Origin of the sequence: Amycolatopsis bartoniae (assembly GCF_014191255.1) — a bacterium.
In the GTDB taxonomy this organism is placed as follows: Bacteria; Actinomycetota; Actinomycetes; order Mycobacteriales; family Pseudonocardiaceae; genus Amycolatopsis_E; species Amycolatopsis_E bartoniae.
Genome location: NZ_JACHWH010000002.1, coordinates 618098 through 635770, shown reverse-complemented (window position 1 = coordinate 635770; position 17673 = coordinate 618098). Strand labels below are relative to the sequence as shown.

The following is a 17673-nucleotide window of genomic DNA, read 5'->3' as shown; positions in this document are numbered from 1 at the left end:
GTTTCCGCTGAACCAGGCCCTTCCGTGGGGAGGGCCTGGTTCAGCGCGCCCGCAAGGAGGCGAGCATGATCCAGCTCCGCAGCCGCACCGGTACGTCCACACTCGACAGTTTCTTCGCGATCTCCCGTCGTGGCAGCAGCGTCGGGCGGGAGGTGCGCGGCGGGGTCACGACGTTCGTCGCCATGTGCTACATCGTGCTGCTCAACCCGCTGATCCTCGGGGCTTCCGCGGACGTCACCGGCGCGCGGCTCGGCACCGCCGAAGTCACCACCGCGACCGCGCTCGCCGCCGGGGTCACGACCGTCCTCATGGGACTGTTCGGCCGCGCGCCGCTCGCGCTCGCGGCGGGGCTCGGCATCAACGGCGTCGTCGCGTTCCAGCTCGCGCCGGAGATGACGTGGGCGCAGGCGTTCGGGCTCGTCGTGCTCGAAGGCGTGTGCATCGTGGCGCTGGCCGTGTCCGGCGTGCGCGAGCGGATTCTGGCCGCGATCCCGGCGGCGCTCAAGACCGCGATCACGGTCGGGATCGGGCTCTACCTCGCACTCGTCGGCCTGGTCAGCGCGGGGTTCGTGACGCGAACGCCGGACTCCGCGAACTCGACCGTGCCCGTGCGGATGGGCGTCGACGGGCACCTGGCCGGCTGGCCGGTTGCGGTGTTCTGCATCGGGCTGCTGCTGATGATCGTGCTCGTCACCCGCGGCACGCCCGGCGCGGTGCTGATCGGCATCGGCACGGCGACCGTGCTCGCGATCGCCGTCGACGCGCTCTGGCATCCGGGCGGCTGGGGGCTGGTGGAGCCGAAGGTGCCGGGAAACGTCGTCGCCACCCCGGATTTCGGCCTGCTCGGGCACGTCGACCTGTTCGGCGGCTTCGCCTCGGCGGGACCGGTGACGGCGAGCGTGTTCCTGTTCACGCTGGTGCTGTCGGGGTTCTTCGACGCGATGGGCACGATCACCAGCGTGTCGGAGGAGGCCGGGCTCGTGCGGGACGGCCGGGTCGAGGGCATGGGCCGGATCCTGCTGGTCGACGGCTTCGGCGCGCTGGCGGGCGGCCTGACCGGGGCGGCGCCGAACACGGTGTTCCTCGAATCCGCCGCGGGTGTGGGCGAAGGCGCGCGGACCGGGCTGGCGAGCGTGGTCACCGGCGGGCTGTTCACGCTCACCCTGTTCCTGACCCCGCTCGCGGCGATCGTGCCCGCGCAGGCCGCCGCGCCCGCGCTCGTCGTGATCGGCGGCCTGATGGTCGGCCAGGCGCGGCGGATCCCGTGGCAGGACGTCGACGTCGCGATCCCGGTGTTCCTGGTCGCGGCGGTCATCCCGTTCACGTACTCGATCACGAACGGCATCGGCGCCGGGCTGGTGGCGTACGTGCTGATCAAGGTGGCGAAGGGACGGTCCCGCGAGGTCGGCTGGCTGCTCGGCGGGCTGGCGGCGGTGTTCGCGGTCTACTTCGCCTCGGGCGCCTTACGGTGATCGCCGAACAGGAGGTTGAGCACCACCGCGATCACACAGCCCGCGCTGATTCCCGAGTTCAGCACCGTCTGCACCGCCGACGGGAAGTGCGCGTAGAAGTGCGGCGCGGCGATCGGGATGAGGCCCACTCCGAGCGCGGCGGCCGCGATCGTGACGTTCGCGGGCCGGTCGAACGAAGCCCTCGTGAGCGTGCGGATGCCGCTGACCGCGACGCTGCCGAACAACACGAGCCCGGCCCCGCCGAGCACCGGCTGCGGCACCAGCGCCACGATCCCGCCCGCCACGGGGAACAGCCCGAGCAGCACCAGCACCGCCCCGCTGGCCGCGACCACGTACCGGCTCACCATCCGCGTCAGCGCCACCAGCCCGATGTTCTGCGCGAACGCCGTGCACGCGAACCCGCCGAAGACCGTGCTCACTGCCGTCGCCAGCCCGTCCGCCCGCAGGCCGTCGGCCAGCGTGCGCTGCGTCGTGGGACGGCCCACGACCTCGCCGAGCGCCAGCATGTCCGCCGTGCTCTCCGCCATGATCACCAGCATCACGATGGCCATCGACACGATCGCCGCGACGTCGAACGCCGGGGTGCCGAAGTGGAACGGGCTCGCGACGCCGAACGCGGGCGCGTCCCGCAGGGTCGACGAGTCGACCTGGCCCAGCGGCCAGGCCACGAGCGTGCCCACGACCAGCCCGAGCAGCAACGCGATCCGGCTCAGGAACCCCGTCAGGAAGCGGTTGAACGCGAGCACCGCGACCAGCGTGATCCCCGCCAGCAGCAGGCCACGCGGCTGTACGCTGTCCTGCTGCGCGGAGATCCAGCCGATCGCGACCGGTAGCAGCGAGACGCCGATCAGCGTGATCACCGTGCCCGTCACCAGTGGCGGGAAGAACCGCGTCAGGCGGGAGAAGAACGGCGCGGCGAGCACCATCAGCGCGGCCCCGACGAGCGTGGCGCCGTAGACGATGCCCAGCGCGTTCGCCGGCCCGTGCTGCTGCACGATCGCGAGCACCGGCGCCACGTTGGCGAACGTCACGCCGTTGACCAGCGGCAGCCGGGCGCCGAACCGCCACACGCCGAGGGTCTGCAGCAGCGTCGCGAGCCCCGCGGTGAACAGGCTCGCACTGATCAGGAGGCTGAGCTGGCCAGGCGACAGCCCGACGGCGGCGCCGATGATCAGCGGCGGGGCGACCACCCCGGCGTACATGGCGGCCACGTGCTGGACGCCGCCGACGACCAGTTGCGCGGCCGGCGGCCTGCGGTCGACGGGATGAACGTCCACTTCGGACACGGTCGCGGTCATGCGGCTCCTCAGAAGGCCGGAAGCGAGTACCAGGCGAGTCCGGCTTCTTCGGCGTCGTCCCGGAGAACAGTACCTTCGATGAGGCCGTACGGGCGGTCCGCCGCGTGGAACACCTCGTTGTCGTTGGTCAGGCCGAACGGGGTGAGGTCGACCAGGAAGTGGTGCTTGTTGGGCAGGGAGAGCCGGATCTCGGCCACCTCGGGCCGCTCCCGCAGCACGGCCTCGCCCATCCCGTACAGGGTCTGCTGCAGAGAATAGCTGTGCAGCGTGGCGAACTTCTCCAGCATGATCCGGCGGATCTCGCCGAAGCTCTTGCTCCAGTCGAGGTCCGTGCCCTGGTAACGCCAGCGGGCGGTGACGGCGGTCGCGAGAATGCGGTCGTCGGTCTCGGGCAGCGTGGTGTACTCGTCACGCGGGAAGCCGTGGAACTCCGAGCCGGTCGACTTGAGCACCACGAGGTCCTTGAGGCCCGAGACCACCCACGCGCGGTCGCCGTCGATCGTCACCGCCGTGGTGCGTTTCTCGTCGCCCGCGCGGGAGAACGAGTGCTCGTGCGGCTTCCCGTCGACGACGATCCGTTCCCAGCCGTGTTCCTCGACCAGGATCCGCGCGCCGGTGATGTTGCCGCGCACGAAGTGCCGTCCCAGCCGCAGCGCGAAGTCCTCGATCTCGCCGACCGGGCTCTGCTTGGCGAACGCGTACACCGTGTTCTTCTGCGTGTCGGTGGCCAGTACGCCCGTGTTGTCGCCGTGCAGGTGCGTCGCGGCGAGGTCACCGCGCAGCGACGTGGACACGGTGAGGTCCTTGATCCGGTGCACCGGGCTGCTGCGGTCCACCGTCACCAGGCGGACTTCGGCCTTGCCGTACTGGTTGGGACCCAGGTTGATGGCCACGATCAGCTCCCTCGGTAGGTGGAGTAGGCGTACGGGCTGAGCAGGATCGGCACGTGGTGGTGCGCCCGCCCGTCGGTGATGCGGAACGTCACGGTGACCTCGGGGAAGAAGCCGTCCTGGCCGAGGTAGTCGCCGGTGTCGAAGACCAGCCGGTACACGCCGGGCGCCAGCTCGTCGGGGCCGAGGTCGCGGACGCGGCCGTCTTCGTCGGTCCGGGCCTCGGCGACGAGCCCGGCCGGAGACTCCAGTCGTACGGGAATTCCTGCCGCCGGACGGCCTCGGGCGGCGTCGAGGACGTGAGTGGTCACGAGACTCATGCGGTCACCGCTTTCTCCAGCCGCAGCTGGGCGATCTTGACCAGCTCCCGGCCGGCGACGGCGAGTTCGGTGGCCGGGTCGTTGCCGAGGCGTTCACGCAGGTCGGCCAGTAGTTCCTCGCCGCTGCGGCCGCTCGCGCACACCAGGAACACGTGCCCGAAGCGGGCCTCGTACTCGGCGTTCGCGGCGCGGAACCGCTCCGCCGTCGCACTGTCCACACCGGACTGCTCGGTCTTCGAGGCACCCGTGGCCCGCTCGCCGATCCGGGGATGGGCGGCCATCGCGCGCCGGATCTCGTCCGCTTCCAGGGTGAGGTCGGCGCGGGCCTGCAACGCGGCGAGGTCGGCATACGGCCGCCCCGCGAGCACGGTTTCGACCCAGCGCGGCACGTCGAGGCACGCCGTGAGGACCGGCCGGAGGTGGGAGGTCGGCGCGGAGTTGAACCCGGCCAGATCGGAAGCCACGGCTTGATAGTCCGTCAACAATTTGTTGAAGTCAATGGGAGCGGTTGAGGTAGTTGTAGACGGTGAACCGCGTGACCCCGAGAGCGGAGGCGATGGTGACCACGGCTTTCCGCATCGCGAAAGCACCCCGCTCTTCCAGTAGTCGCACGGCACGCTGCTTGCCGGCGCGGTCGAGTTCGGCGAGCGGGGCGCCGAGCTGGGCTTCGACCTCGCGGATGAGCCGTTCCAGTTGCGGCGCGGGTTCGGGGATGGGCTTGGTGTCACCTGTGGACAGTTGCAGCGTGAGCCGGGTGGCGCCGCCGTCGAGCGCGGCACGGGCGATCGCGGGCAGTGCGCCGAGCAGGGCGTCCGCCTCACCGGAGGCGGTGGTGCCGAGGGGGCCGAAATCGACGGTCAGCCCGGCTTCGGTGGCCGCTTCGCGGGCGCGGACGGCGTGCTCGGGCGGCTCGCCTTCGCCGCGGAAGGGCTCGGTGGTGAACTCGGCTCTCAGCTCCACGCTCGCACCGTATCCCGTTGACCGGGCCCCGACCACAGAGCTATTCTCGTTCTACGGAATTCAATTTCCGCAATACGGAAGAAGGCGCTATGCGGTACGACGCGAACCTCTCCCTCCTGTTCACCGAGCTGCCCCTGCTGGAGCGCGCCGACGCGGCCAGGGTCGCCGGGTTCACCGCGGTCGAGTACTGGTGGCCGTTCGACACCGCCAACCCCGGTGACCGGGAGGTCGACGCGTTCGTGCGGTCGGTCGCCGACGCGGGCGTGAGCCTGGTGAGCCTGAACTTCTTCGCCGGGGACATGCCCGCCGGGGACCGGGGTGTGGTGTCGTGGCCCGGCCGTGAGCGGGAGCTGGCCGACAGCGTGGAGATCGCGGTCGGCATCGCCGAACGGCTCGGCTGCCGGACCTTCAACGCGCTCTACGGCAACCGGGTCGAGGGCCAGGACCCGGCGGCGCAGGACGAACACGCACTGTCCACACTGGACACCGCGGCGAGTGCTGCGGCCCGGATCGGCGCGCGGCTCGTGCTCGAACCGCTCTCCGGCGCGGACCGGTACCCGCTGAAGACGGCCGCCGACGCGTTCGCGGTGATGGACAAGGTGGGCCGGGACGACATCCTGCTCCTGTTCGACCTCTACCACCTGGGCACCAACGGCGACGACCTCGACGCGGTGATCGAGCACCACGTCGACCGCATCGGGCACGTCCAGTTCGCCGACGTGCCCGGGCGCCACGAGCCGGGCACGGGGAACCTCGACATCGAGGGCTACCTGGCCAAGCTCACCGACGCGGGCTACACCGGGTACGCGGGCCTGGAATACCACCCGAGCGGGCGCACCGAGGACTCCTTCGGCTGGCTGGGAGGCAAGCGATGACGAAGATCGGCTTCATCGGCCTGGGCATCATGGGCGGCCCGATGGCGGCCAACCTGGTCAAGGCCGGGTTCGACGTGACGGGCTACAACCGCAGCTCGGTCAAGATTGCACGGCTCGTCGAAGCGGGCGGACGGGGCGCCGACAGCGTCGCCGACGCCGTGCGCGACGCCGACGTGGTGGTCACCATGCTGCCCGACTCGCCCGATGTCGAGGCCGTCGTCCTCGGTGAGGACGGCGTGCTGGCGCACGCGAAGCCGGGCACGCTGCTGATCGACTGCAGCACCATCCGGCCGGACGTCTCGCGTCAGATCGCGAGCCGCGCCAGGGCTGTCGACGCCCCGGTGTCCGGCGGCGAGCAGGGCGCGATCGAGGGCAGCCTGTCGATCATGGTCGGCGGCGCGGCGGAGGACTTCGCCGCCGCGCGTCCCGTGCTCGAAGCCGTGGGCAGCACAGTCGTGCACGTCGGCGCCGCGGGCGCGGGACAGACCGTGAAGGCCGCCAACCAGCTCATCGTCGCGGGCACCATCGAACTGGTCGCGGAGTCGCTGGTGTTCCTGGAAGCACACGACGTGGACACCGGGGCCGCGATCGAGGTCCTTTCCGGTGGCCTCGCGGGAAACCGCATCCTCGACCGCAAGGCCGCGGCCATGGTGCGGCGCGAGTTCACGCCGGGCTTCCGCGTCGAGCTGCACCACAAGGACCTCGGCATCGTGCAGGCCGCCGCCCGCGAGGCCGGGGTCGTGCTCCCGCTGGGCGCGGTGGTCGCCCAGCTGATGGCGTCGCTCAAGGCCCAGGGGCATGGCGGGCTCGACCACGGCGCCCTGCTGAAGCTCGTCGACCAGCTGTCCGGACGGGAGTAGTGCGATGCCGAGAATGCCCGTGATGCAGGCCGTCGTCGAAGTCCTCGCGAGCGAGGGCGTGGACACCGTGTTCGGCTGTCCCGGCGCCGCGATCCTGCCGCTGTACCAGGCGATGCGCTCCCACGGCGGCATCGAGCACCTCGTCGTGCGGCACGAGGAGGGTGCCACGCACATGGCCGACGGCTGGGCGCGCACCACCGGGAACGTCGGCGTCGCGATCGGCACCTCGGGGCCCGCGGGCACCAACATGATCACCGGCCTCTACACCGCGCAGGCGGATTCGATCCCGATCCTGTGCATCACCGGCCAGGCGGTGTCGTCGAAGCTGCACCAGGAGGCGTTCCAGGCGGTCGACATCGTGGAAATCGCCAAGCCCGTCACGAAGTGGGCCGTGCAGGTCAAGGAGGCCGCGCAGGCGCCGTGGATCTTCCGCGAGGCGTTCCGCATCGCGCGGTCCGGGCGCCCCGGTCCGGTGCTCGTCGACCTGCCGCTGGACGTGCAGAAGCAGGAGATCGAGTGGGACTCCGGCATCGACTGCCCGCTGCCGGTGCCGGTCGTGACGCCGCACCTCCCGCGCGTCGAACGGGCGCTGGACCTGCTGCTCGCCGCGGAACGCCCGCTGATACTGGCGGGCGGGGGAGTGGTGCTGAGCGAGGCCGCGGACCTGCTGCGGGAGGTGGCCGAGCGGCTCGGCGTGCCGGTGCAGGTCACGCTCATGGGCAAGGGCGGCTTCCCCGAGGAGCACGAGCTGTTCGCGGGCATGGCGGGCATCCAGACCTCCCAGCGCTGGGCCAACGCGGCGTTCCTGGAGGCGGACCTCGTGCTCGCGCTGGGCGCGCGGTTCGGCGACCGGCACACCGGCGAGCTGGACGTCTACCGCGGCGACCGCAAGTTCATCCACGTCGACATCGAGCCCACGCAGCTGGGCCGCGTCTTCGGCCCGGACCTGGGCATCGTGTCCGACGTGGCCGAGTTCCTGCGCGCGCTGCTGGACTCGATCCGGGAGCCGGTGCCCGACCGGAGCCCGTGGGTGAAGCGGATCGGGCAGCTGCGCCAGGACCTGCCGCGCCGCGAGGACTTCGACACGGTCCCGATCAAGGCGCCCCGCGTGTTCCGCGAAATCAACGAACTGTTCGGCGAGGACACGTACTTTGTCACCGCGATCGGGCTGTACCAGATCTGGTCGGGCCAGTTCCAGCGCGCGCACAAGCCACGGCACTACCAGGTGTGCGGGCAGGCCGGCCCGCTCGGCTGGGAGATCCCGGCCGCGATCGGCGTGAAGAAGGCCCGGCCCGGGGCGGAGGTCGTCGGCATCGTCGGGGACTACTCGTTCCAGTTCCTCGTCGAAGAGCTGGCCGTCGCCGCGCAGTACGACGTGCCGTTCGTGCTGGTCATGCTCAACAACTCCTACCTGGGCCTGATCCGGCAGGCCGAACGCGGTTACGGGATGGACTACCAGGTGGACATCGCGTACGACGGTGCGGACAACGTGCGGCTCATGTCCGCCTACGGGTGCACGGGCACGCGCGTCACCGAGCCCGCCGACATCCGGCCCTCGTTGGCGTGGGCGCGCGAGGAGGCCGAGCGCACGCGCCGCCCGGTGCTGGTGGAGGTCTTGATCGAGCGCACGGAAAACGCTGCGATGGGGACGTCACTGGCGAACGTGGTGGAGTTCGAGGAGGTTTGATGGACCTGGTGGTGCGGGCGCGGCGGGCGGTGACGGCCGCGGGGGAGGGGCCGTGCGAGGTCGGGGTGCGGGACGGGCGGATCGTCGAGGTGGCCGCCGGCGGGCTGACCGGCGAGCGGGTGGTGGAGCTGGGCGACGACGAGGTCCTGCTGCCCGGGCTGGTCGACACCCACGTGCACGTCAACGACCCCGGCCGCAGCGAGTGGGAGGGCTTCGAGACGGCGACCCGCGCGGCGGCGGCCGGCGGCATCACGACGATCGTCGACATGCCGCTCAACAGCCTGCCGCCGACGGTCGACGTGGCGGCGCTGGACATCAAGCGCAAGACGGCTTCCGGGCGCGTGCACGTCGACGTCGGTTTCTGGGGCGGCGCGATCCCGGGCAACGCGGGCGAGCTGCGGGCGCTGCACGTCGAGGGCGTGTTCGGGTTCAAGTGCTTCCTGCTGCACTCGGGCGTCGACGAGTTCCCGCCGCTGTCCGACGACGAGCTGGAGGCGGACCTCGGCCTCCTGCGTGACCTGGGCGCGCTGATGATCGTGCACGCCGAGGACGCCGAGACGATCGAGCAAGCCCCCCAGCCGCACGGCCCGGGGTACGGCGGTTTCCTCGGCTCCCGGCCGCGGGAGGCGGAGAACGTGGCGATCTCCCGGGTCATCGAACTGGCCCGCCGGACCGGCGCCCGCGTGCACATCCTGCATCTGTCCTCTTCGGACGCGTTACCGATGATCGCGCAGGCGCGACGGGACGGGGTCCGGCTGACGGTCGAGACGTGCCCGCACTACCTGACGTTCACGGCCGAGGAGATCGCCGACGGCGCCACGCAGTTCAAGTGCTGCCCGCCGATCCGGGAGGCGGACAACCGGGAACGGCTGTGGCAGGGGCTCGCGGACGGCACGATAGACCTGGTCGTCAGCGACCACTCGCCGTGCACGCCGGAGCTGAAGCGGTTCGACAGCGGCGACTTCGGTGAGGCGTGGGGCGGGATCGCGAGCCTGCAGGTCGGGTTGCCCGCGGTGTGGACCGGGGCGCGGCAACGCGGGTTCGGTCTCGCCGACGTGGTGCGCTGGATGGCGGAGCGGCCCGCCGAGCAGGCCGGGCTGGCGCGCAAGGGCCGGATCGCGGCGGGTGCGGACGCGGATTTCTGCGTGTTCGCGCCGGACGAGGAGTTCGTGGTGGACGTGGCGAACCTGCGCCACCGCAACCCGGTGAGCGCCTACCACGGCCGGTCGCTGACGGGCGTGGTGCGGTCGACGTGGTTGCGGGGCCGCGAGGTCACGGGTGAGCCGCAGGGTCGGTTGCTGGTACGAGGGAGTGCGTAGTGGACAGTCCAGAGTGGACGAACGAGCCGGACCTGGCGTCGCGGCGGGTCGGCGGTTCGGTGGTATGGGCCAACGACGAGTTGTTCGCCGAGCGGGAGAACCTGATCAAGCCGTCGCGGCCGGAGTTCCAGCCCTGGAGCTTCGGGCACAAGGGGCAGATCTACGACGGCTGGGAGACGCGGCGGCGCCGTGAGCCCGGCTCCGACCAGGCAATCGTCCGGCTCGGGTTGCCCGGCGTGGTCTCGGGGGTCGTCGTGGACACGGCGTTCTTCACAGGCAACTATCCGCCGTTCGCGTCCGTCGAGGCAGTGGCGGTGGACGGCTACCCGTCGCCCGACGAACTGTCCGCTTTGGACTGGACGACTCTGGTGGAGAAGTCCCCGTTGAAGGGGGACAGTGAGAACTCGTTCCAGGTCTCGTCCTCGCGCCGCTGGACGCACGTGCGGCTGACGATCCACCCGGACGGCGGGGTGGCGCGGTTCCGGGTGCACGGCACGCCGGTGGCCGACCCGCGGTTGCTGGACCTGGGCTCGCTGGACCTGGCGGCGCTGGAGAACGGCGCTCGCGTCGTGGCGGCGAGCAACATGTTCTACTCGTCGCCGTCGAACCTGATCTCGCCGGGTTTCGCGGCGGTGATGGGCGAGGGCTGGGAGACGGCTCGCCGTCGCGACGACGGCAACGACTGGGTGGTGATCGCGCTGGCCGGGGCGGGCTTGCCGAGGCTCGCGGAGCTGGACACGAGCCACTTCAAGGGCAACGCGCCGGGCTGGGCTTCGCTCAGCGGTTCCGTCGACGGCGAGACGTGGTTCGAGGTGCTGCCCCGCACGCGTCTTCAGCCCGACACACGGCACCGGTTCCCGGTCGAGCAGCCACGTCAGCTGACCCACCTGCGCCTGGACATCTACCCGGACGGCGGGATGGCCCGGCTCCGGCTGCACGGCGCGCTGACCGACGAGGGCCGCGCGGCGTTCACGGCCCGCTTCGAGGAGGCGCGGTAGGCGGCCGAAAAGGTGGGTTGTCCGGCATTGTGGCCATCCCCGCTGCCGGACGAGCATGGGTGGCATGGAGACCCGGACCGTGCTCATCGTCCTCTTCGAGGGCGTGCAGAGCCTCGACTTGACGGGGCCGCTCGAAGTCTTCAGCTACGCCAACCGTTTCCGGCACCGGGACGGTCGCCCGGCCGCGTACGCCGTCACCACCGCGGCGGCGGGCGGCCACCCGGTCCGGACGTCCAGCGGTCTGCTCGTCACGCCCGACGAGGACCTGAACTCCGCTGCGGTGCCGGAGCTCCTGCTCGTGCCGGGAGGTGAAGGCACCCGGACGCCGGACGCGGAGGTCGTCGCCTGGCTGCGGGAGCACGGGCGGCGCCCGGAGCAGGTCGTCTCGGTCTGCACGGGCGCGTTCCTGCTCGCCGAGGCCGGGCTGCTCGCCGGCCGCCGCGCCACCACGCACTGGGCGTACTGCGATACCCTCGCCGGCCGCTTCCCGGAGATCGACGTCGACGCGGAGCCGATCTTCATCCGGGACGGGCACGTCGCCACGTCCGCGGGCGTCACCGCGGGCATCGACCTCGCGCTCGCGCTGGTCGAGGAGGACCTGGGCCGCGAGATCGCGCTGGCCATCGCCCGCAACCTCGTCGTGTTCCTGCGGCGGCCCGGCAACCAGGCGCAGTTCAGCGTGCAGCTCGCCACGCAGACGGCGCGGAGCGAGCCGCTGCACGAGGTCCAGCAGTGGATCACAGACAACCCGGCCGCGGACCTGACCGTGGAGGCGCTGGCCCGCCGCGCGAGCCTGTCGCCCCGGCACTTCGCGCGGGCGTTCACCGCGGAGGTCGGCATGCCGCCCGGCCGGTACGTCGACCGCGTCCGGCTGGAGGCGGCCCGCCGTCACCTGGAGGACACCACCGACGGCATCGCCGCCATCGCCCACCGGTGCGGTTTCGGCACCAGCGAGGCGATGCGGCGGGCCTTCCTGCGCACGCTCGGCGTCAACCCCGCCGAATACCGCCGCCGGTTCCAGCCCGGCCACCGGAAGGAGAGAGATGCAGATCGCGATCCTGCTGTATGACCGGCTGACGGCACTCGACGCCGTCGGTCCCTACGAGGTCTTCAGCCGCATCCCGGAGACGCAGGTGGTCTTCGTGGGCGAGCGGAGAGGCCCGGTGCGCAACGACACGGGCAGCCTCGGGCTGGTCGTCGACGCCACGCTCGTGGATGTTCCTGAGCCGGACACCGTCGTCGTACCGGGCGGCCCGGGCCAGACGGCGCTCATGTCGGACGGTCCGGTGCACGAGTGGCTGCGTGCCGTGGACGAGACGACCACCTGGACGACGTCGGTGTGCACGGGCTCGCTGATCCTCGGCGCGGCGGGCCTGCTGCGAGGCCGCCGCGCGACCTCGCACTGGCTGGCGCTGGAGCAACTGACGGGCCTGGGCGCGACCCCGGTGAGCGAGCGCGTGGTGTTCGACGAGAAGTACGTCACCGCGGCGGGTGTTTCCTCGGGCATCGACATGGCCCTCGCGGTGTCCGGTCGCCTCGGCGGAGACCTCCTGGCGCAAACCATCCAACTGGGCATCGAGTACGACCCGCAACCCCCGTACGACGCCGGCAGCCCGGCCAAGGCCCCGGCGGAGGTGGTGACCTTCCTGCGGAACCGCAGCCGCTTCGTCCTGGAAGGGGCGGAGTAGGCCCTCAGCGGGCGTCGAACTCGCGCGGTCGAGCAGCTCCGTCAGCGCGCCCGCGCCCGGCCCCAACCCGCGAGCCACTCCGGCCGCCCGAAGGCCGCGAAATCCCCTGCCGCAAGCGCCCTGATCGCGGCCTCGCCCAGGGGCAGCAGCGTCACTCGCCGCGGCGGGAGATCAGTGTGATGGACTCCCCGGGCTCCAGTACTCGCAGCCGTTCGCTCAGGCCCGCGTTCGCGAACGCCTTGCGCACCGCGTCCGGGCCCTCCGTGAAGTGACCCCAGCCGCGCGTGTGCAGCGGGATCACGATCTTCGCGTTCAGGATTCGCGTCGCCTCCGCCGCCAGTTCGCTGGTCAGCGTCAGCGGCGCCCCGTCGAACAACGACGTCCGCGCGGCCCCCGCGAACAACAACGCCACGTCCACCGGTCCCACCCGCCGCGCGATGGCCCGCACCTGGTCCAGCGACGCGTTGTCGCCCGACACGTACACCGACGGCACGTCCCGCCCGCGCAGCACGAAACCCGTCACCTCGCCCGTCACGCCCTCGGCGCCGGCCGGGCCGTGCTGGGCGGGCACCGCGATGACCTCCAGCTGCCCGAGCGCCAGCGCGGCCCACGGCGGCAGGCCCTGCGCCGTGCCGCCCAGGCGCCGCGCGCCGCTCACGGTGGTCAGCGTCAGCAGGATCCGGCCGACGAGCTCACGCCCCGCCGGGTCCAGGTTGTCGGGGTGCTGGTCGTGCGACAGCAGCACCGCGTCGACCGGCTCCAGCTCCGACAGCGGCACCGCCGGGCCCTCGGTCTTGGTCAGCGTGCGCCCCGGGCCGGTTTCGTACTCCCCGGCCGGGCTGAACGTCGGGTCGGTGAGCAGCCTCCGGTCCGCGATCTCCAGCAACGCGGTCGGTCCGCCGACGAACGTAACCCGCAGCTCTCCGGTCATGTCCAGAACAACCGTTTCCGCATGGCGTTCCTTCCCCTCACGGTGCCGACTGGCGGCGCGAACCGATCACACCGGTATTGAAACCCGCCAGGTGTAAGCCACCCGCGAAGCGCGCGTGCTCGATCTTCACGCACCGGTTCATCACCACGTCGAGCCCCGCGCCGGTGGCGCGCTCCGCGACCGGCTCGTGCCACAGGCCCAGCTGCAGCCACAGCGTCCGCGCCCCGGCCTCGATCACCTCTTCGGTGACGTCCGGCAGGTCGTCGTGCTTGCGGAACACGCTCACCAGGTCCACGTCCGGCACGTCCGCCAGCGAGGCGTGCACCGGCTGCCCCAGCAGCGTCTTCAACCGCGGGTTGACGAAGTTCACCCGATAGCGGCTCGACGACAGCAGGTACGTGGCGACGAAGAAACTGGGCCGCGCGGGGTTGTCCGACGCGCCCACGATCGTCACCGACTTCGTGCGGCGCAGGATCGCCTGCCGCTCCCGCGCCGTCGGCGGAGTCCAGGACAGCGCGGAATCCGCCCGCACAGCGCCCGCCGGGACACTTGTTTCCAAACTCATGCCTTCACCGCCGCCGCCAGCGCCTGATCGAGGTCCCAACAGATGTCCTCGACGTCCTCCAGCCCGACCGACAGCCGGATCAGGTCCGGGCCCACGCCACCGGCCCGCAGCTGCTCGTCGGACAGCTGCTGGTGCGTGGTCGACGCCGGGTGGATCACCAGCGTGCGCGCGTCGCCGACGTTCGCCAGGTGCGAGAGCAGCTCGACCGACTCGACGAACCTCTCGCCCGCCGCCCGGCCGCCCTTGACACCGAACGAGAACACCGCGCCCGGCCCCAGCGGCAGGTACTTCTTCGCGCGCTCGTGGTGCCGGTGGCCGGGCAGACCCGCGTAGCTCACCCACGCCACGCGGTCGTCGGCGGCGAGGAACTCCGCCACCGCCTGCGCGTTGCGCACGTGTGCGTCCATCCGCTGCGGCAGCGTCTCGACGCCCTGGAGCAGCAGGAACGCCGAGTGCGGCGAGAGCACCGCGCCGATGTCACGCAGCTGCTCGGCACGCAGCCGCGTGCAGAACGCGTACTCGCCGAAGTTCTCCCAGTACTTCAGCCCGCCATAGGAGGGCACGACCTCCGTCATCCGCGGGAACTTCCCGTTGCCCCAGTCGAACTTCCCGGACTCGACGACGATGCCGCCGAGCGTGGTGCCGTGCCCGCCGAGGAACTTCGTCGCCGAGTGCAGCACGATGTCCGCGCCGTGCTCGATGGGGCGGCACAGGTACGGCGTCGCGAGCGTCGCGTCCACGACGAGCGGGATGCCGTGTGCGTGCGCGAGGTCCGCCAGGCCCGCGAGGTCCGCGACGCCCCCGCCCGGGTTGCCGATGATCTCGGTGTAGACCAGCTTCGTGCGGTCGGTGATCGCCGCCGCGTACGCGTCCAGGTCGTCGTCGGGGACGAACGTCGTCTCCACCCCGAACCGGCGCAACGTGCCGTCCAGCTGGGTGACCGTCCCGCCGTAGAGGCCGCTGGCGGACACGATGTGGTCACCCGCCTCGGCGAGCGCGGCGAACGTGAGGAACTCCGCGGCCTGCCCGCTGCTGGTGGCGACCCCGCCGATGCCGCCCTCCAGGCTGGCCAGGCGCTCCTCGAACGCCGCCACCGTCGGGTTGCCGATGCGGCTGTAGATGTTGCCGTACTTCTGCAGGGCGAACAGGTTGGCCGCGTCGGCGGCGTCCTCGAACACGAAACTCGTGGTCTGGTAGATCGGCACCGCCCTGGCCCCGGTCGCCGGGTCGGGCGTCCCGCCGGCGTGCAGTGCCCGGGTGCGGAAACCCCAGCTGCGCTCACTCACCCCTGGGACGTTACCCAGGATTTCCCCTGCGGGCCAAGGTTCCCGGCTCGTGGAAGTGGGTAGTCGCGGTCCCATGACGAACATCGAGACCGCTCCGGGCGGCACCTTCCTGCTCGGCGGCGACCTGCCGGTGCACCGCCTCGGCTACGGCGCGATGCAGCTCACCGGCCCCGGCGTCTGGGGTCCGCCCGCCGACCACGACGGCGCGATCGCGGTGCTCCACCGGGCCGTGGAGCTGGGCGTCAACCTCATCGACACGGCCGACTCCTACGGCCCGCACGTCAGCGAGGAGCTCATCCGCGAGGCCCTGTACCCGTATCCGGACGATCTGGTCATCGCCACGAAGGGCGGGTTCCTGCGCACCGGACCGGACCAGTGGGTGCCGTGCGGCCGTCCCGCGTACCTGCGGCAGGAGGTGGAAATGAGCCTCCGCAGGTTGCGGCTGGACCGGATCGACCTCTACCAGCTGCACCGCGTCGACCCCGAGGTGCCGCTCGCCGACCAGGTGGGGGAGCTGAAGCAGCTGCAGGACGAGGGCAAGATCCGGCACATCGGACTGTCCGAGGTCGACGTCGCGCAGCTGGAACAGGCCAGGGACGTGGCGGAAATCGTCAGCGTGCAGAACCTGTTCAACCTCGCCGACCGGCACAACGAGCCCGTCCTGGACCACGCGGCCGAGCAGGGCATCGCGTTCATCCCGTGGTTCCCCATCGCCACCGGACGGCTCGCGCGGCCCGGCGGCATCCTGGAGCAGGCGGCGAAGGAGCACGAGGCGTCACCGGCCCAGCTGGCGGTGGCGTGGCTGCTGCGCCGGTCGCCGGTGATGCTGCCGATCCCCGGCACGCGTTCGGTGGCGCACCTGGAGGAGAACGTCGCCGCCGCGCGGGTGGAGCTCACCGACGACGAGTTCGCGTCACTGTCCGCCTTGGCCGAAGGCTGACCGCAGCCGCCGTTCGCGCTCCGCGGGCGTCTGGCGCGGGCAGCTGAGGCACTTGTCCTGCCGCGTCGCGAGGTAGAGGAGGCAACACGAGGCGCGGCGGACCACGGTCGTGCCGCCGACGTCGGCGTAGCGCGGCTTCGGCAGGCCGATGGCCGCGGCCATCGGTTCGGCCAGGCCCGGCGCGCCGTTCCACAGTAGACGGTTGGCGACCGAGTCCGTCGCGATCGCGCGCAGTGCGGGGGCACGGGCCCCGGTCACGTCTTCGAGCGCTGCCACGACGGCCTCGATCATCCCCGCGAACGCCGCGCCGACGTCGCCGGTGAGCCGCCGAGACGACTGCGCGCTCACGAGGGTGCCGTCGGGCAGCAGCTCCAGGCTCAGCGCGTCCAGCGCCGGGTCGAGCGGGGGTTCCGCCTTCGCCAGCGTTTCCAGGGTGGGCGCCACCAGGACCGAGGACGCCGAGTACCACCAGATCGTGCCGAGCACATCGGTACGCGCGTGGCCGTACCGCCGGGCGGCGAGGTCGATCTGGGCGCGCAGCCACGCCCGGTCGGTGATGCGCGTGGCGGGCGTGGTCACGGCAGCTTCCGGTACTCGGACAACACGAACGACGCCGTCACCTCGACCGGTTCGGTGACCTCGCCGAGTCGCGCGAGCCGCTCGGGGTGGTGTGCGCTGGGACCCATCAGTACCGCGCGGCAAACGTCCACAGGGGACAGTGTGAGCCGTTCGATGTGTTCCTCCCGCGACACCGGCTCGAAGTACCCGGCGAGCGCGCCGTCGAGCCGCTCCTCCTTGCGCTCGTCCACCTCCAGCAGGTCCACCACCGCGGCCAGCTCCCGCAGGTGCGCCGGTTGGGGCGACACCACGAGCAGCCGCCCGTCCGGCCGCAGCACGCGCGAGAACTCCGCGCCGTTGCGGGGTGCGAACACGTTCAGCACCAGTTCCGCCGAGGCGGTCGCGACCGGCCACGGCTCCCACAGGTTCCACACCGCGGCGCCGATCCGCTCGTGCGCCCGCGCCGCGCGCCGCAGCGCGAGCGCCGAGACGTCCAGCGCCAGCCCGGTCGCCTCGGGCACCTCGTCCAGCACCCGGGCGAGGTAGTAGCCGGTGCCCGCGCCCGCGTCGACGACGAGGTTCGGGCGCAACCCCGCGGCCCGCTTCGCCAGCCGGTCCGCGAGCCCGGCGTAGTGCCCGGCGCCGAGGAACTCCACCCGCGCGGCGACCATCTCCGCGGTGTCGGCGGTGCCCGCCGGGACCTTCGCGTGCAGGAGGTTCACGTACCCCTGTTTCGCGAGGTCGAAGGCGTGCCCGCGGGGGCAGCGCAGGGTGCGCCCGGCCGGCTCGACGGGATCGCCGCAGAGCGAGCACCGCAACGCCGTCACGACGGGAGACGGAAGGGTCATTGCTCCATTCCAGCACGCGCCCCGGCGCCGGTCACCGACCGTGTCTGACGGCGACGTTTCGTGAATGGACACCGCCACCAGTAGCGCGGGAAACGTGGTCGTAACACTCGCGCCCGGACAGTTCACGCCGGTGAAACGTCGGATGCCGTCCGGCGAAACACCCGAATTCAAAACTCCC

The 17673-nt window shown here is 71.6% G+C and carries 19 protein-coding genes; 9 read left to right on the top strand and 10 right to left on the bottom strand.

Annotated features, from left to right (window positions below; translation table 11 throughout):
- Nucleotides 1–65: 65 nt before the first annotated feature.
- Nucleotides 66–1472, top strand: coding sequence for an NCS2 family permease (locus tag FHX82_RS14930; RefSeq protein ID WP_145938402.1), 1407 nt, complete (start codon nucleotides 66–68; stop codon nucleotides 1470–1472).
- Here FHX82_RS14930 and FHX82_RS14925 read toward each other — a convergent pair.
- From FHX82_RS14925 to FHX82_RS14905, 5 genes are read right to left on the bottom strand one after another with little or no spacing between them, the layout of a single operon-like run.
- A complete protein-coding gene (locus FHX82_RS14925) occupies nucleotides 1445–2770 on the bottom strand; it encodes a nucleobase:cation symporter-2 family protein (RefSeq protein ID WP_145938403.1) in 1326 nt (441 codons plus the stop codon). The genes FHX82_RS14930 and FHX82_RS14925 overlap by 28 nt on opposite strands.
- A gap of 8 nt (nucleotides 2771–2778) precedes the next feature.
- Nucleotides 2779–3663 carry a factor-independent urate hydroxylase gene (pucL, locus tag FHX82_RS14920; protein WP_145938404.1) on the bottom strand — a complete coding sequence of 295 codons (885 nt, stop codon included), beginning with the start codon at nucleotides 3661–3663 and terminating at the stop codon, nucleotides 2779–2781.
- Nucleotides 3664–3665: 2 nt separating this feature from the next.
- Nucleotides 3666–3980 (bottom strand): hydroxyisourate hydrolase, encoded by a 315-nt coding sequence (gene uraH / locus FHX82_RS14915; RefSeq protein ID WP_145938405.1) that lies wholly within the window; start codon nucleotides 3978–3980, stop codon nucleotides 3666–3668.
- Nucleotides 3977–4444, bottom strand: coding sequence for a 2-oxo-4-hydroxy-4-carboxy-5-ureidoimidazoline decarboxylase (gene uraD, locus FHX82_RS14910; RefSeq protein ID WP_145938406.1), 468 nt, complete (start codon nucleotides 4442–4444; stop codon nucleotides 3977–3979). The genes uraH and uraD overlap by 4 nt, the downstream gene beginning before the upstream one ends.
- A gap of 31 nt (nucleotides 4445–4475) precedes the next feature.
- Nucleotides 4476–4940: a helix-turn-helix domain-containing protein gene (locus tag FHX82_RS14905; RefSeq protein WP_145938407.1), complete on the bottom strand. Its 465-nt coding sequence runs from the start codon at nucleotides 4938–4940 to the stop codon at nucleotides 4476–4478.
- Between the two features lie 89 nt (nucleotides 4941–5029).
- Here FHX82_RS14905 and FHX82_RS14900 point away from each other — a divergent pair, with 89 nt between their 5' ends.
- The 7 genes from FHX82_RS14900 (at nucleotide 5030) to FHX82_RS14870 (ending at nucleotide 12367) form a co-directional block, all read left to right on the top strand.
- On the top strand, nucleotides 5030–5815 hold the full coding sequence (locus FHX82_RS14900) for a hydroxypyruvate isomerase family protein (protein WP_145938408.1): 786 nt from the start codon (nucleotides 5030–5032) through the stop codon (nucleotides 5813–5815).
- Nucleotides 5812–6675, top strand: coding sequence for a 2-hydroxy-3-oxopropionate reductase (locus FHX82_RS14895; RefSeq protein WP_145938409.1), 864 nt, complete (start codon nucleotides 5812–5814; stop codon nucleotides 6673–6675). The genes FHX82_RS14900 and FHX82_RS14895 overlap by 4 nt, the downstream gene beginning before the upstream one ends.
- Nucleotides 6676–6697: 22 nt before the next feature.
- Nucleotides 6698–8362, top strand: coding sequence for a glyoxylate carboligase (gene gcl / locus FHX82_RS14890; protein WP_444541924.1), 1665 nt, complete (start codon nucleotides 6698–6700; stop codon nucleotides 8360–8362).
- Entirely contained in the window at nucleotides 8362–9681 is a 1320-nt protein-coding gene (gene allB / locus FHX82_RS14885) for an allantoinase AllB (RefSeq protein WP_145938411.1), read from the top strand. Before gcl ends, allB begins: the two co-directional genes overlap by 1 nt.
- Nucleotides 9681–10679 (top strand): allantoicase, encoded by a 999-nt coding sequence (gene alc / locus FHX82_RS14880; protein WP_145938412.1) that lies wholly within the window; start codon nucleotides 9681–9683, stop codon nucleotides 10677–10679. Before allB ends, alc begins: the two co-directional genes overlap by 1 nt.
- Nucleotides 10680–10743: 64 nt before the next feature.
- A complete protein-coding gene (locus tag FHX82_RS14875) occupies nucleotides 10744–11748 on the top strand; it encodes a GlxA family transcriptional regulator (protein ID WP_145938413.1) in 1005 nt (334 codons plus the stop codon).
- Entirely contained in the window at nucleotides 11723–12367 is a 645-nt protein-coding gene (locus tag FHX82_RS14870; RefSeq protein WP_145938414.1) for a DJ-1/PfpI family protein, read from the top strand. The genes FHX82_RS14875 and FHX82_RS14870 overlap by 26 nt, the downstream gene beginning before the upstream one ends.
- A gap of 151 nt (nucleotides 12368–12518) precedes the next feature.
- On the opposite strand, the gene FHX82_RS14865 is transcribed toward FHX82_RS14870, so the two are convergent.
- The 3 genes from FHX82_RS14865 to FHX82_RS14855 are packed head-to-tail and all read right to left on the bottom strand — an operon-like array spanning nucleotide 12519 to nucleotide 15149.
- A complete protein-coding gene (locus tag FHX82_RS14865; RefSeq protein WP_145938415.1) occupies nucleotides 12519–13298 on the bottom strand; it encodes an MBL fold metallo-hydrolase in 780 nt (259 codons plus the stop codon).
- Between the two features lie 37 nt (nucleotides 13299–13335).
- Nucleotides 13336–13863 (bottom strand): CoA-binding protein, encoded by a 528-nt coding sequence (locus FHX82_RS14860; protein WP_145938416.1) that lies wholly within the window; start codon nucleotides 13861–13863, stop codon nucleotides 13336–13338.
- A complete protein-coding gene (locus FHX82_RS14855; protein ID WP_145938417.1) occupies nucleotides 13860–15149 on the bottom strand; it encodes an O-acetylhomoserine aminocarboxypropyltransferase/cysteine synthase family protein in 1290 nt (429 codons plus the stop codon). The genes FHX82_RS14860 and FHX82_RS14855 overlap by 4 nt, the downstream gene beginning before the upstream one ends.
- A gap of 73 nt (nucleotides 15150–15222) precedes the next feature.
- Between FHX82_RS14855 and FHX82_RS14850 the strand changes: the two genes are divergently transcribed.
- Nucleotides 15223–16089 carry an aldo/keto reductase gene (locus tag FHX82_RS14850; RefSeq protein WP_145938418.1) on the top strand — a complete coding sequence of 289 codons (867 nt, stop codon included), beginning with the start codon at nucleotides 15223–15225 and terminating at the stop codon, nucleotides 16087–16089.
- Here FHX82_RS14850 and FHX82_RS14845 read toward each other — a convergent pair.
- Both FHX82_RS14845 and FHX82_RS14840 read right to left on the bottom strand, forming a co-directional pair.
- Nucleotides 16063–16668, bottom strand: a complete 606-nt coding sequence (locus FHX82_RS14845) for a (2Fe-2S)-binding protein (protein ID WP_145938419.1) — start codon at nucleotides 16666–16668, stop codon at nucleotides 16063–16065. The genes FHX82_RS14850 and FHX82_RS14845 overlap by 27 nt on opposite strands.
- Nucleotides 16665–17495 (bottom strand): putative RNA methyltransferase, encoded by an 831-nt coding sequence (locus FHX82_RS14840; RefSeq protein WP_145938420.1) that lies wholly within the window; start codon nucleotides 17493–17495, stop codon nucleotides 16665–16667. The genes FHX82_RS14845 and FHX82_RS14840 overlap by 4 nt, the downstream gene beginning before the upstream one ends.
- Nucleotides 17496–17673: the final 178 nt, after the last annotated feature.